This window comes from Streptosporangium sp. NPDC049376, from assembly GCF_044466505.1.
In the GTDB taxonomy this organism is placed as follows: Bacteria; Actinomycetota; Actinomycetes; order Streptosporangiales; family Streptosporangiaceae; genus Streptosporangium.
On sequence record NZ_JBITMT010000001.1, the window covers coordinates 1,024,202 to 1,036,865 of the forward strand.

Sequence of the window (12,664 nt, forward strand, 5' to 3'; positions counted from 1 at the left end):
CGCACACCCCCTCGATGGTGTTACTGGGCGCGGATCCAGGTCAGGGCGTTGGCCACGATGGTGTCGATCGCACCCTGGGTGGTGACGGCGCTGTTGATGGTCGCGGGCGGCGCCATCACCGGCGCTCCGCCGCTGTTCCGGCCGACGAGGATGACGACGAGCGACGGGTTGTAGCCGCCGGGTCGGGGGGCGAGCTCGAACTGCACCTCGTAGTCGACGACCTCGCCGGGGTCGGCCTGGTCGGTGATGGCGTTGGTGACGAATGCGGCTACGGGGTCGGTCAGGCGCACAGAGCGTCCTCTCGGGATTCGAGGGGGAGGTTGGTACGCGGGCGGGCGGCCCCCCTCCAGCACCGCCCACCCGCGCGATTAGGGGACGCCTGTCAGGCGTCGAGCACCGCCGCCGTGATGCTGGCCGGGGTGGTGCCCACCCAGTCCACGTGCACGGTGCCGTCGGACTGCCGGAACTCCGGACCGAACGGCCCGTAGATCCGGTAGGCGCCGGCGGGGATCGCGTTGGCGGTCAGGTCGCCGATCGGCAGGGCCTGCCGTCCGACCGTGCCCGGGGTCAAGAACGTGGGGGTCACCGAGGCGTCGTCGCCGTTCATGACGTACAGCAGCCGGTGCTCACGCCAGGGAAAACTGTTGCCGTCGGTCGCCTCGATGGGGCCGTCGACCGCGGTCGGGTCGACGCCCATCTCGGTCAGGGTGGTGGAGGCGGTGATGGCCGTACGGGGCATGGGTCAGTCCCTTCTCAGCTCACGATCGCGATCGGGCACTTCGCCACCCCGGTCTGCGCACCGGTCGTAGCCGGGAACACGCCGTCCAGGCCGGTGCCGAAGGTGAAGCCGAGCGCCTTCCCGCCCACAGCCGCGGACGCGGTGACGATCGGCGCGCACCCGAGCAGCGTGTTGACGGTGGTGGTCGCCGTGGTAGTGGTCGCGACGATGTACCAGCCGTCCTTCTTGATGGTCACCGGGGCGGTGAGCGCCAGCTTCTTCGCCGTGTTGACGGCCCAGGCGGCGGTGAGCTGGTCGGCGGTCTGCGCCAGCAGGTTGCCGTCAGGGTCGTACAGGGCGTGCGCCCGGTGCGTCGGCGTGTTCTCCGCCGTGTTGCCCGCCACGAACGCGATGTTGGTGACGACGTCGCCCTTGCGGAGCCAGATCCGGACGCCGATCGCCACCCCGGACGAGGTCGCGGCCAGGTCGGAGGTGCACGCCCACGCGGGGATGTTGGAGCGGACGAACGCGGACTGGTCGATGCCGGGGAGCGCGTTGAACGGGACGTCGAGGGCGGCGGCGTCAGCGAGGACGCCTTCGTAGTAGCGGCCGAGCACGGTCACGACTGCTCGCCCTCCTTCTTGGTGTCGTCGCCCTGCTGGTCAGGGTCCTTGGGGGTCTGCTTGGCCGGGGTCCGCCGCTTCGGCTTCTCCTCGACCTCGGGAAGCGGCTGGCCGGACGCGTCCACCTCGACCACCCGGTAGCCGGGGCGGCGCCGCGCGAACAGCACCATCGACCGGCCGACCTGGACGCCGTCCTCGTCCGCCATGCACTGGCCGTTCTCGCGGGTGTCGTCGAAGCTCACCCGGGCGACGCCGTCGGCGAAGCTCACCGCGCCGACGCGGCCGGTGAAGTCAGCGGTCGGGCTGTAGATGAGGAAGTAGCGGATGCTCATGATCTGGGTCCTCCTACTTGACCTTGATGTTGCGGAAGACGCCGCACGAGCGGGCGTGCTTGAGGACGAGCGTGGCGGGGCCCATCTCCAGCTCGCCGGTCTTGACGGCACCCGCGGTGTCCCAGTCCGGGTCCCAGGTCCGCATCAGCGGCCGACCGGCCATGCTGGCGCCGTGCAGGGCGTCCAGGCCGAACCGGACCGCGTACAGGTCGGTCAGGTTGGTGACGTTGCCGCCGCCGCCCGCCCCGTCCGGGTCTCGGGTCTCGATCGGGACCACGTAGGAGTTGCCGGTGAAGTCCGAGTTGACGGTGCCGAGGTCGACGAGGACGGCGTTGCCGTACCGCTCGATCGTCCGGCCGAGGTCGTCGGACTCCTTGGTGTAGAGACCGGCCCGCTTGGCGATGGCCTTGATGCGGGTGAGGAGCACCCTGTTGCCGAGCAGCGCAGTCGGCTGGTCGTTCATCAGCGACAGGAACTCGTCGAGCTGGTCGGAGACGGTGATGCTCTTCTCGGCGGTGTCGACGGCGGTCGCTGACCAGTCCACGTAGTAGCTGGTGGTGTTCTGGAAGTACTCGGTGACGCTGCCGGTGAGGGCGACGTCGAGGCCGTCGAAGCCGAGGGCGTCGGTGGCGTGGTCGCCGTTGATGAGCCGGTCGGCGAAAGTGACCTGGCAGCCCTTGATGAGCTCGCTGGTCTGGAAGGCCATCTCGTCGGTGCGGGCCTGGCCGACGTGCGCGAGCACTCGGTCCAGGTTGTAGGCGCCACCGAACGGGTAGAGCGAGCTGGTGATCTGGGTGCGCTTCGCCTCAGCCGGGGTGTACTCGGTGTTGTAGGCGCGGAATGCGCCGCCGCGGGTCTGGGTGAGCCGCGAGTAGGTGTAGGCGAGTGTGCCACCACCCGTGGGGTTCGCAGTGTCGTCGAACGTGATCTGGTCCAGCAGCCACGACGTACGCCGGGTCTCGTCGATCACCGCGTAGTCGACGTCGCTGCTGGCGTTGCGCATGGCGTCCGCCAGGGTGATGGCCATTACTCACACTCCGTGCTTAGTTGTTCAGGTTTGTGCGCGGGCGTACGCCTCGCGGATGGACTTGGGGCGCTCGTTGGTGCCCGTGCTGCCGTTGCCGCCGCCGAAGTCGCCGCCCGAGGAGGACGGAGCCTTGGGGGCGAGCTTGGCCAGCCGGTCGACGGCCTTCTTGATCGCGGCCTCGTCGACGTCGCCCTTGTCGTCGACGAACTTCGCTGTGTCGATCAGGTCGGCGGCGTCACCCAGGTCGAGACCCTTGCGGGCGAGGGCGGTCTCGAACTTGGCTGCGGCCAGCTTCCGGCCGGCCGTCACGAGGGCGGTGGATTCGCCTTCCTTGCGGGCCTTCTCGACGGCCTTCTCGATTTCCGTCATGGAGGCCTTGCGGACCTTGTCGAGCTCTTCGGCCGCGCTGCTGTTCTCCTTGGCGCGCTTCTCCCACTTGCGGGCTTCGACCTTCCAGTCCGTTTCCTGTGCAGGTTGCGGGGCCGGGTCGGTCGGGGCGGGGTCGGTGGGTGCGGGTTCGGGTACGGTTTCGCTTCCTCCGGCCTGCACGCGGATGGGGCCGCGTCGGGTCCATCCGATGATGGCGCCGGGGGTGTTGGGCAGGTAGTGCATGTTTGCTCCCGTGCGGGATTGTGGCGGCCCGTGCGGGCCCTTTTCGGGACGGAAAGTCTGGGTGGGGCGTATGGTGCGCGGCATGCACCCTCAACACCCTCAGCAGCAGCCGCCTGGGTTACCGCGCACGCAGCCGTACGGCCAGCCGCCGAAGACGCCGAACACGAGGTTGATCGGTTGCGCGGTGCTTATCGGCGCCCTCGCCCTCCTGATCGCCCTGGTCTTCCTCCTCGGAGGGAACGGCCAGGAGGAGCCAACGGCGAGCGCCTCGCCCAGTGCGACGTCGACGGGGTTCATGCTCGCGGTTCCGAAGCTCGATGCTGGCCAGACCAGAGAGCTGTTGGCCGGGCTACGGAAAATCGACCCGGCGCTCGACGAACCTCGATCGGTCGAACGGGCGCGGAACACCTGCAGCGACTCGCTCAACGGGAAGCCCCGCGATCAGATCGTCGAGAACACGAGGCTTAGATTCGATGGCGGGGACGCCCGCATCGACGCGGCGGACGCCGAGAAGATCCTGCTCTTGATTCTCCAGGCCGGATGGTGCGAGGTCGGCTAAGGCCGAAGCTGGTAGGTGGGCTCGTACAGGACCGGGTCGAGCAGCTCGGCCGCGGGGATGTCCCGGCGGTGGCACTCGGACAGGACGGTCCACACGTACGCGCCCGCCCGCACCCCGGCGGGCCCGGCCTGTTCGGCGGGTCGGAAGCCGGCGGCCGCGAGGTCGTCGGTCCAGACGTGGCCGAGTAGCTGACCGTCGTGGTTGTGGAGCGGCGCGCGCCGTACCGGCCCGGCGGGGACGGAGGAGTAGCCCGGCGGGCTGTCCACGTTCGTGGGCTGAGGGTCGTCAGCCCACCGGCCACGAGTCGTCACTTCGGCTTCCCCTGTTCCGTGTAGCCCTCGTCAGCGTCCCCGAAGGGGGTCGGCGTCCACCCGTCCGGCCGGGACCAGCCGTCAGGAACGATCTCGACCTCGACGAACCAGACACCTTTCTTCTGGTAGGCGGCATGCACCACGTAGTGCGCGCCACGCCGGAGCAGGATCTCACGCTCGTCCTCGTCAGCCTCCGAAGTGCCCATGACGTTCAGCGCTCCGTAGCCCTTCGGGGCCCGGATCATCATGTAGATCTGGCCCGGGAGGGCTGCGGATTCGCCGACCGAGGTGGACATGAACCCGGCCTCGACGAACGTCTTGCCGACCAGCGCGGCCATCGAGTCGGCGTCCTCGACGTTCGCTCCGAGGAAGTCCGCGAAGCGCTTACCCACTCCCCGGTGGAGCACGACCGCCTCGGGGAGCTTGGTCTTCTTGAAGGCGCTGTCGAGGCCTTCGAGGAGCTGGTTGTACCGGTCGCGGTGGGGGACAGGCTGACCACGCAAGCCGCCGTTGACCATCATGTAGGCCTCTTCCGTGTACCGGAAGACGGCCTTCCTCTCGGCCTCGGTGAGGTCCTCCGGCGTGGGGAGATGCTCGCGCGCCCACTCCAGGCCGTCGGCGTTGCTGTGGTGGCGCAACCCCTGCCGCATGCCGGGGGCGGACCGCCTGGTCGCTTCCTCCGCAGCTCGACGAGCGGCTTCTTCGGTGGCGCGGCGTGCGGCCTCGGCGGCGGCGCGCTTCTCGGCTGCGAGGGCTTCGGCCTTCGCCCTGGCTTCCGCTTCGGCCTGGGCCTTCTTCGCGGCGGCCTCGGCTTCCTCCTTCGCCTTCGCGGCCTTCGCCTCGACTTCGGTCTGCGCGGCCTTCGCCTTCTTCAGGGCGGCGTCCTCCACTGGGGGAGGAGGCGTGCTCGGCGGCATGTCGGCGACGGGGCCGCCCTTCGGCCCCGCAGGACCGGGGACGTTGCCGGCGCCGACCTGCTCGCGGTACGGCAGGCGCTTGAGGTCAGGGTTGGCCTTGAGGTGGTCGCGGAGCGCGGCCTGCTCAGCCCGGATTTTCGTACGGGCGGCCTTCTGCGCCTCCGGGGTGAGGGCTGCGGCGGCCTGCTCCTTCGCAGCCCGGATCTTCCGCTCCAGATAGCGCTGCTTCTGCCGGGCGACGTCGCCCTCAGGGTCTGCGGTCGCGGTCTTGAGCTTCGTGATGCCGGGCAGGTACGCGGACGCGCTGTGGCGGCAGTTCGGGTGGAACAGGCCTGCGGATCGGGCCTGGTCGAGTGTCGCCACGACGGTCACCTCGACGGTCTCGCCGTCCTTCGTGGCGTGCGGGATGCGGAGTTTCCCGATCGGCCCGGGGTTCCGCCGGAGCACCTTCGACTCGTACGGCCTGCAGACCTTGCACTCCTGCGTGTTGTCGGAGATGACGACGAGGTCGATCCCGGCTGTCTGCAGGCGGTCCATCTGGCCTTGTACGGCGGCGCGCTGGGCGTTGGTGCGGCCGATCATCTCCGCGTAGCTCGACAGGCGCCACCGGCGGTTCGCGCGGTCCGTGAAGTCGACGATCCCCTGGTCCACCAGGCGGGCCCACGCGGCCTGCGACGCCTGACGTCGGGTGGCGGTTCCGAGGGCGATCCGGGCTGCGGTCGCGGCCTGCACGCGTCGGTACGCGTCTTCGGGGGCGCGGAGGATGTTGCCTTCGACGACACCGAGGTCCCTGTGCAGGGCGGCCGCGATGCTCTCGATGATCGCGGCGCCGGGCGTCTGGGCGAGCGCTTGGCGGGCGTCGTCGCGCACCTGCTTGGACACGGGCAGGCCTGTGAGCGCGGAGGCGCGGCCGTCCCGGTACGCCTGCCGGATCGCCTCCCGGATCGTGGCCGACTTGGTCTTCTGGAGCCGTTCGTAGACGGCGAGCCCGGCGCGCCGGAGCTTCCGGACCGCGTCCAGCTTGGTTTCGGCCGTGGGCGCGATGAGGTCCTTCTTGAGCTCGTCGGCGACCGTCTTGATGAGGCTGGCTTCGACCTCCCGGTAGAGGTCGGCGACGCTGGCGGCGACTTGGTCGAGGAGGTCCTGGTCCACAGCCATGGCGGGGGACCTCCTCGCAGGTCAGGCCATCACTTCACCGTCTGGGGAAGTGATGGCGGCCCGTCCTGCCCTTCGGCCTCCGGGTCTCCGCCGTCGTCCGGGCCCGTCATCTCACCCGGCAAGGCGAACGGGTCGGCGATCGGGGCCGGCCGGGCGTCGGCGATCCGCTCCACCTCGGCCTGCACCTCGGTCTCGTCCCAGTCCGGGTGCAGCATGCGGACGAGGGTCTCGTCCGAGGCGGCCTCCGCGCGCCTCATGAGTTCGGCGGTGGTGGCGAGCTGCGCGAGGTCCGGGCTGACGGAATCGCCGAAGACCACGGTCGGCCGCTCGGCTGGGATCGTGCTGCCGAAGACCTCGGTCTCGAGGAGGAGCAGCATCTCGATGGCGTCGGCGAGCGGCGGACCGCTGTAGACCGCCTTCCGCCCCCGGGTGGTCAAGCTCCGGCGTTCCTTCGCGGAGACCTCGGTCGCGGTGACGGCCACGTCCCCGCTGAGCCCGAAGGACTGGGCCGAGTAGCCGGTGGCGCGGAGGATCGCGGCGAGCAGCTCGGCGGCCGTGTCCCGGTGCTCGACGGTCCGGATCCCGAACTGGGTGGCGGAGATCTCCATCCGGTCGCCCTCGCCCAGGATCGTCAGGCCCTCGTACAGCTCACGGTCCAAGTCGAAGCTGGCGCCTCGTCCGGGGCCGTTCGACTGCAGGTAGCTGCTCGGGACGATGAGGCGGGCCTTGGCCAGCCTGACGTCCCTCATCCACGACGTGTACGTCTCGTCGAGCGCGTCCATCAATCCGAGGACCGGCCCGTCGAAGTCCGAGCGGCCGAGGTTGGCGCCCGCAGGGTAGTTCCGCCAGGTCCTGTTCGGCCTCATGTTGGGGACGTACACGGCGGTGAGCCGGTCGATGCGGGTCTGGACGACGGGCTGCAGTCCGGCGGTCTCCGGGTGGTCGGTGAGGGGCACCTGGTCGCCGAGGTTGCCGGGGCGGCCACGGTACAGGCCGTGGAGGATGTAGCCCGGCTCGTGCCGTTCCAGATGGATGAGACAGGTCTGGTCGTCCTGCTCCACCACGCGCCAGAACGTGACGGCCGCGAGCTTGCCCCACCGCCACTCCGGGACGGCCGCGTCCGCGTGGACGACGGCGAGCCACGGTTGTTCGGCGACTTGGGTGTCCCAGACGGCGCGGAGGTAGTACCCGCCGAGCGCGGCCCCGACCTCCGCCCCCTCCAACAAGGTGGCCTGGAGGCCGTCCTCGACCAGCTCCTCGATGCGCTCCTGCGTGGCCACGGTCTCGACGGTGAGGCTCGGGGGCTCGGAGAAGAGGAGGTCGCTGGACATGGTGGCGATGTCGCTCGCCACGGGCACGTGGAGTTTCGTCCGGCGCTCGCCCTGCGGGGTGGGCTGCCCCCAGAACCAACGGGCCATGGTGCCGACGATCCCGCCCCGGTAGGTCGAGGGCCGGTTGGCCGGCCGGTCGCCGTGCGCTCCGTACAGGATGGCGAGGGCGTCGTCGTCACCCCGGTACCAGGCGTCGAGGACGCCGTAGTGCTGGTAGATGGGGTTGAGGTGTTGGGGCGGCCAGGTGCCGCCTGCCGGAAGCGGCACGCTGGTCGTCCTTCCTGGGCTTCTGACCTGCGGGAACAGGCGGCACTAACATTTCGTTCGGCCGTTTTGGGACAATTGGTACGTCAAATAAACAAGTAGATGAAAGGGTCGAAATGACCGCGTACTACTTCCGTCCCAACCCCAACCGGACCGAGACCGTGACCGTGGTGGCCGACCGCATCGAGGACTCGGGTGGCTTCCGCCACTTCGTTCGGCGCGGCGTGATCATCAGGTCGGTTCCGGCCGGAACGATCATCGGGCACGGCGTGAGCTCCGAGGATCTCCGCCCGAGGAGCCGCCCGATCTAGTTGGAGTCGTGGGGTACGCCGTCGTGCTCACGGCGGTGTGCCCCACGGTTCCACACGGCGTCGTTCGCTTCGTGCACGGTCCGCCACAGCTCGTACTGGACGGTGTCGTCGGCCTCCGCCCAGCGGTCGCGCATCTGATCGACGGCGTGGACCAGGGCGCGCACCTCGGGCGGGAGGTCGGCGAGCTCGGCAGGTTCGCCAGGGATCGGAACGCCCGGCGCAGTCTGAACATGGCGGTGGTCGACGAGCGCACGACCGCACACGCAGTTCCCGGCGCCGGAGTGGACGTCTCGGGCGTAGACGTGGGGCTGGCCGTACTCGCTGGGGAACGGACCGCGGGTACCTTCCCAACCGGGAGGGACGGCGAGCTCGGTGGCCATCATGCGCGTCCTCTCACTACAGGCCAGCGACGTTGCTCGTCAGCGCGATCAGGCGCTCGTACTTCTCCGCCGTCGTGTGGCCATCCCAGGCCGGGGCCTCATCGACGCCCAGCGTGGGGACGTGGGGGAACAGGTCGAGGTCGTCGGGCGAGATGTGCCAGGACAGTTGGCCATGCGGCGTGGTGACGTAGATGACAGGCCAGTCCGGCTCGTCCGGGTCGCTGTAGGCGAAGGCGGCGGGGAACTGGGTGGCGAGGTAGGCGACGAGCGCGGCCCGCTCCCGGTACGGGTTCCACACCTCGGGCTCCGGCTCGACCTGCCCCGGCTCGTCGACGCTCTCCGGCCAGTGCCACGTGCCCGGCACGTTCTGCGGGCCGTAGTCCACCTCGTTGAAGAACATGCCTGTCGGGTTCATCACGGCGAGGTGGCAGCGCGCCTGCATGTCGTCGTCGGCGTGCTCGGGCGGTGCATAGCCGGTGACCTCGGTGATGATCGCGGCCCGGCAGACGCTCGGGTACTCGCCGCCCGGGGTGCCGTAGCTGACGTAGTGGACGATCTGGCCGACGGTCGGCGTCTGACTCATGGGTGCTCCATCAGTGAAGGGGGATGGAAAAGTAAAGCCACGGGAATGGACATTCCCACAAGTTACGACCTGGTAGAGCAGTGCTCACGCTGCGGGCAAGACCGGCTCGCGCAACTGGTACTGCCAGATCGCCCGCGGCGTGTGCACCGCATACCTGATCATGTCCAGACCGTGGTCGGCGACCTTGACGACCGCGTCCTCGCCCTTCTCAGCTGCCGCCTCGTCCCAGGAGTAGCCCGGGAACTCGTTGATGACCTCCGGGCAGGCATCCGCGATCTTCAGCCGGTCGGTCGCCAGCAGACTCGCGACCGTGCGGAGGCCAGGCAGCACCTCGTTGTTGCCCAACGTGCTCGCCAGCCCGTCCTGGTGGAGCTGGACACGGAACGATGCCGCGGACGGGTCGATGATGGTGTACGGCGGCCGGCCACCCGTACGGTCGAGGAAGTCACGGAAGCGGACGCTGTACTCGGCGTCGGTCAGCTGCCGGAACTCGCGCTTGCTGTCGTAGCGCCATTCGTGGGTGAGGTACAGCCGCCCGTCGACGCCCAGGCCCAACCTGCCCGCGTGAAACGGGTTCACGGTGCCGTAGTCGGCTGCGGCGCTGATCCATTGGACGATGGGCGGTACGACACTGACGACGTGCTTGGCCGGGTCCCACATGTCGTAGACCGCGCCGGACGCGAGGCACCACTCGCCGTCGATGAACCGTCTCCGCCACAGGCCGACGTACTGGGCCATGAGCAGGTCGATGTACGACTGCTCCAGGCTCGGGTTGTCGCGCAGGGTGAAGTGCCAGCTTCTCACTCCGACGTCGGCGCCGCGGAGTAGGAAGTCGGTGCGGAGCCAATGCGCTGGCCCGTCTGGGTTTGTCGTCGCCAGGAGTTTCGCCCCGGGCACTCGGAGCCGGGACAGAAGCATCATCCAGAACGCTTGGGGGACGAGGGTGGCTTCGTCTACGTAGACGAGCGCGATCGTGGCGCCCCGGATGCGGCCTTCGGCTTTCGCGTCGGAGGCGCCGACGAGGTGGACGGTGCGGCCGAGGATGACGGCGGTGGTGCTGCCCTGGGTGTGATGGATCTGCCCGGCGAGGAAGCCGAACAGGGTGGACGACTGGAGCGGGTCGATGATGTTGCGTTCGATCGTCTGCAGGGTGCGGCCAACGATGACGATGAGGCCATGGTCAGGGGCACGGATGACGGCGATGAGGAACGCCAGCAGGCTCGCGATGGTTTTCCCGCTCGACACGGCCCCGGCCCAGAGCGCGATCTGCGGGGTGGCGAGCGCGCCGACGATGGAGCGCAGCTGCTTGGGGGACAGGACCTTGCCGAGCGCTTCGAGGTTCACGTCTCGTCCGGCAGGTTCGCGGCGGCGACTTCGAGGGCTTCGGCGATGGCGCCCAGCATGCTGCGGGCTTCGGACGCGCCGTTGTCGGAGTCGAGGCGCTCCAGCACGACGTGCTTGTCGATGAAGATGCCGTAGGCGGTGGCGAAGTCGCGGGCGTCGCGGCCGGCCTCAGCGGCCAGGGCGCGGCGGCGCATGGTGTCGGCATCGTCGAGGGCGAGGCTGGCGAGCTGGGTGCGGCGGGATTTGTTGTCGGCCTGCTTCGCGCGCGTGGCCGTTTCGGTCTGCGTCCGGTCGAACGCGGTGGTCACGCCTTCGTCGCGGGCGATCTTCGAGACGGTGGACGGGCTGACGTTGTGCTGGCGGGCGATCTCGTTGCGTTTGCCGCCTGCGTGGATGCTGTCGAGGATGGCGGCGCGGGTGGTGGGGTCGATGGGTGGGGGCACACGTGCTCACCCCCGGACATGGAGCAGCCCCGCACAGTGGCGGGGCTCATCTGGACATGCTTCGCGTGCCTCCGATTATGAGTTATCCACAAGCTTAGTGTCAAGATGCCCGAACGTACCTTTAGGCTCCCTTGCTTCTTGAGTGGAATTTGCCATTTTTTGTGAGAGGGATCTTTGCGATAGAAACAATTAATGGATGTGCGGGGTTGGGGTCGTCCAGGATGTCGACTATGAATTGTTTCGCTCGAAAATGATTTACCGGGGCGCCGATTATAAAAAAGGCTATTATGGTTGTTTTGAACAAAATTCTCAAATGTCTTTGCTGGTTGCGAGCTGTGGTGAATGTGCAAGCTGCTATAGCAAATCTAAGTGCGGTGCAGAGCTTGAAAAGCTTTCCCGGTCGCTCTTCGATCAATGACACCAGTTCGGCGGCGCGCGTTTCGGCGCGTTGGGGATCGGCGTAGCGTACGCGGGCAGACCACTGAACGAGCTTCCGGGCTGCCCAGGGAGACACTTCGCAGGCTTCGTTGACGATGAGGCCTAGGGTGATGCCGAGGAAGATTTCCCAGCCGCTCACCGAGCGCCTCCGAGGAAAATCGTGCTGAGCAGGCCGCGAAAAACGCTGCCAGTGGCGGGCCGGGGCTGGAGGGCTTCGGGGCGGCGTTCGGCGAGTAGTGCGCGGGCGGCGGGGGCGCCGGTTCCGGTGAGGGTGTAGAAGCGGCGGGGTGGTTTGGTGGGGTCGGGGTTCTTGTCCTCCCAGTGGCCCTCGATCCACTTGGCGTCTTCGAGGCGGTCGAGGACGCCGTAAATCGTGGGGCCGGTTCGGCCGGTTGCCTTGATGATGGCCCAGCCGTGCAGTTCGTAGCCCTGGCGGTGGGCCTGGATGAGGGTTTCGAGGACGTCGAGCAGGGGTTTGGTGATGCGGACGGGTCCGCTGGTTCCTTCCACACCCCTTACCTTACCTAGGTCGGATAAGGGGTGTGGGGGGTTCGGGGATCTGATTTCAGGCGGCCTGGAGACGCTTGGCGAGCCACGCCCAGTCCCACAACGGCCAGCACGGCCGCCCACCCCACCAGGTCGTCACGTCCTTGCCCGGAGGCTCGCAGGAACCCTCACAGACGATCGCGATCTGATCGCCAGGCATGATCCGCACCCGCAGCGTCCACTGGCCGTCTCCGGCCGCCTGGGGGCCGTCTGTGGGGCACCAGGGGCAGGTGATGCGCAGGACGTGTCCGTCGGGCCAGAGGTCGAGGTGGTGGGCGAGCGTGTTGACGATGCGGCGGGCTCGGGGGGCGAGGTCTTCGGCCAGGCCCGGGTCGACGAAGTCGGCCTCGACGAGGTGGCGGGCGGCGAAGTCGAGCAGTGGGCCGACGTTGGCTTGCAGGGTGGCCGGCGGCGCCGGGGTCGGGCACATGATGGCCTGGGCGACCATGGCGGCGCACGTGTAGGCCTCGATGGCGAGGTTGTTGAGCGCTGTCACCACGTCGAGGTCGACGGGGGCGGGGTGCTCGCCGGGCATGACGGCGACGCGCTCGATGCGCTCGACGCGGGCGAGCTGGTCGCGGAGCTCTCGGGCCTCGGCGGTCATGAGGTTGGGGCGGGGTGGCCTGGGGGTGCCGGGGAAGCGTGCCTCGACGAGGTCGGCCGCGTAGAAGGAGGCCCATTCGAGGTCGGTGGCGACGACGGTCGGCAGGTGGTGCACGGGAGGTCCCCCTGGATGGTTCGGATCGGACGGGAGCGATGGTGGCGGG

Annotated in this window: 19 protein-coding genes; 2 read left to right on the forward strand and 17 right to left on the reverse strand. The window is 68.8% G+C overall.

The features are described from left to right. Positions 1–20 precede the first annotated feature (20 nt). The 7 genes from ACIBVQ_RS04635 to ACIBVQ_RS04665 all read right to left on the reverse strand — a co-directional run bounded on the left by ACIBVQ_RS04635 (position 21) and on the right by ACIBVQ_RS04665 (position 3,609). Complete coding sequence (locus ACIBVQ_RS04635; protein ID WP_399175597.1) at positions 21–290, reverse strand: hypothetical protein; 270 nt, start codon at positions 288–290, stop codon at positions 21–23. 92 nt (positions 291–382) lie between these two features. Beyond that, entirely contained in the window at positions 383–739 is a 357-nt protein-coding gene (locus tag ACIBVQ_RS04640; RefSeq protein WP_399175599.1) for a hypothetical protein, read from the reverse strand. A 14-nt stretch (positions 740–753) separates the two neighbouring features. Beyond that, positions 754–1,341, reverse strand: coding sequence for a DUF4082 domain-containing protein (locus ACIBVQ_RS04645; protein ID WP_399175601.1), 588 nt, complete (start codon positions 1,339–1,341; stop codon positions 754–756). Continuing rightward, positions 1,338–1,673 carry a hypothetical protein gene (locus ACIBVQ_RS04650; protein ID WP_399175603.1) on the reverse strand — a complete coding sequence of 112 codons (336 nt, stop codon included), beginning with the start codon at positions 1,671–1,673 and terminating at the stop codon, positions 1,338–1,340. The genes ACIBVQ_RS04645 and ACIBVQ_RS04650 overlap by 4 nt, the downstream gene beginning before the upstream one ends. 13 nt (positions 1,674–1,686) lie before the next feature. Next, positions 1,687–2,700, reverse strand: a complete 1,014-nt coding sequence (locus ACIBVQ_RS04655) for a major capsid protein (protein ID WP_399175605.1) — start codon at positions 2,698–2,700, stop codon at positions 1,687–1,689. 24 nt (positions 2,701–2,724) lie between these two features. Further along, positions 2,725–3,312: a hypothetical protein gene (locus ACIBVQ_RS04660; RefSeq protein WP_399175607.1), complete on the reverse strand. Its 588-nt coding sequence runs from the start codon at positions 3,310–3,312 to the stop codon at positions 2,725–2,727. Between the two features lie 99 nt (positions 3,313–3,411). Further along, on the reverse strand, positions 3,412–3,609 hold the full coding sequence (locus ACIBVQ_RS04665; RefSeq protein WP_399175609.1) for a hypothetical protein: 198 nt from the start codon (positions 3,607–3,609) through the stop codon (positions 3,412–3,414). Between ACIBVQ_RS04665 and ACIBVQ_RS04670 the strand changes: the two genes are divergently transcribed. Next, a complete protein-coding gene (locus tag ACIBVQ_RS04670) occupies positions 3,608–3,871 on the forward strand; it encodes a hypothetical protein (RefSeq protein WP_399175611.1) in 264 nt (87 codons plus the stop codon). The two genes, ACIBVQ_RS04665 and ACIBVQ_RS04670, sit on opposite strands and share 2 nt — an antisense overlap. Here ACIBVQ_RS04670 and ACIBVQ_RS04675 read toward each other — a convergent pair. From ACIBVQ_RS04675 to ACIBVQ_RS04685, 3 genes are read right to left on the reverse strand one after another with little or no spacing between them, the layout of a single operon-like run. Next, positions 3,868–4,182 (reverse strand): hypothetical protein, encoded by a 315-nt coding sequence (locus tag ACIBVQ_RS04675; RefSeq protein ID WP_399175613.1) that lies wholly within the window; start codon positions 4,180–4,182, stop codon positions 3,868–3,870. The two genes, ACIBVQ_RS04670 and ACIBVQ_RS04675, sit on opposite strands and share 4 nt — an antisense overlap. After that, positions 4,179–6,257 (reverse strand): phage minor capsid protein, encoded by a 2,079-nt coding sequence (locus ACIBVQ_RS04680; protein WP_399175615.1) that lies wholly within the window; start codon positions 6,255–6,257, stop codon positions 4,179–4,181. Before ACIBVQ_RS04680 ends, ACIBVQ_RS04675 begins: the two co-directional genes overlap by 4 nt. Before the next feature lie 29 nt (positions 6,258–6,286). Beyond that, positions 6,287–7,855 (reverse strand): hypothetical protein, encoded by a 1,569-nt coding sequence (locus tag ACIBVQ_RS04685; protein WP_399175617.1) that lies wholly within the window; start codon positions 7,853–7,855, stop codon positions 6,287–6,289. 113 nt (positions 7,856–7,968) lie between these two features. Here ACIBVQ_RS04685 and ACIBVQ_RS04690 point away from each other — a divergent pair, with 113 nt between their 5' ends. Next, the gene (locus ACIBVQ_RS04690; protein ID WP_399175619.1) at positions 7,969–8,163 is read left to right on the forward strand and encodes a hypothetical protein; all 195 of its coding nucleotides are present in this window, start codon (positions 7,969–7,971) and stop codon (positions 8,161–8,163) included. Here ACIBVQ_RS04690 and ACIBVQ_RS04695 read toward each other — a convergent pair. The 7 genes from ACIBVQ_RS04695 to ACIBVQ_RS04725 form a co-directional block, all read right to left on the reverse strand. Then, positions 8,160–8,546, reverse strand: coding sequence for a hypothetical protein (locus tag ACIBVQ_RS04695; protein ID WP_399175621.1), 387 nt, complete (start codon positions 8,544–8,546; stop codon positions 8,160–8,162). The genes ACIBVQ_RS04690 and ACIBVQ_RS04695 overlap by 4 nt on opposite strands. 13 nt (positions 8,547–8,559) lie before the next feature. Next, positions 8,560–9,126, reverse strand: a complete 567-nt coding sequence (locus tag ACIBVQ_RS04700; protein ID WP_399175623.1) for a hypothetical protein — start codon at positions 9,124–9,126, stop codon at positions 8,560–8,562. 84 nt (positions 9,127–9,210) lie between these two features. After that, positions 9,211–10,470: a PBSX family phage terminase large subunit gene (locus tag ACIBVQ_RS04705; RefSeq protein WP_399175624.1), complete on the reverse strand. Its 1,260-nt coding sequence runs from the start codon at positions 10,468–10,470 to the stop codon at positions 9,211–9,213. Then, positions 10,467–10,913 (reverse strand): hypothetical protein, encoded by a 447-nt coding sequence (locus tag ACIBVQ_RS04710; RefSeq protein WP_399175626.1) that lies wholly within the window; start codon positions 10,911–10,913, stop codon positions 10,467–10,469. Before ACIBVQ_RS04710 ends, ACIBVQ_RS04705 begins: the two co-directional genes overlap by 4 nt. 121 nt (positions 10,914–11,034) lie before the next feature. Next, complete coding sequence (locus ACIBVQ_RS04715; protein WP_399175628.1) at positions 11,035–11,490, reverse strand: hypothetical protein; 456 nt, start codon at positions 11,488–11,490, stop codon at positions 11,035–11,037. Beyond that, complete coding sequence (locus ACIBVQ_RS04720) at positions 11,487–11,861, reverse strand: PadR family transcriptional regulator (protein ID WP_399175630.1); 375 nt, start codon at positions 11,859–11,861, stop codon at positions 11,487–11,489. Before ACIBVQ_RS04720 ends, ACIBVQ_RS04715 begins: the two co-directional genes overlap by 4 nt. Positions 11,862–11,916: 55 nt before the next feature. Further along, positions 11,917–12,615, reverse strand: coding sequence for a hypothetical protein (locus tag ACIBVQ_RS04725; protein WP_399175632.1), 699 nt, complete (start codon positions 12,613–12,615; stop codon positions 11,917–11,919). Positions 12,616–12,664 lie beyond the last annotated feature (49 nt).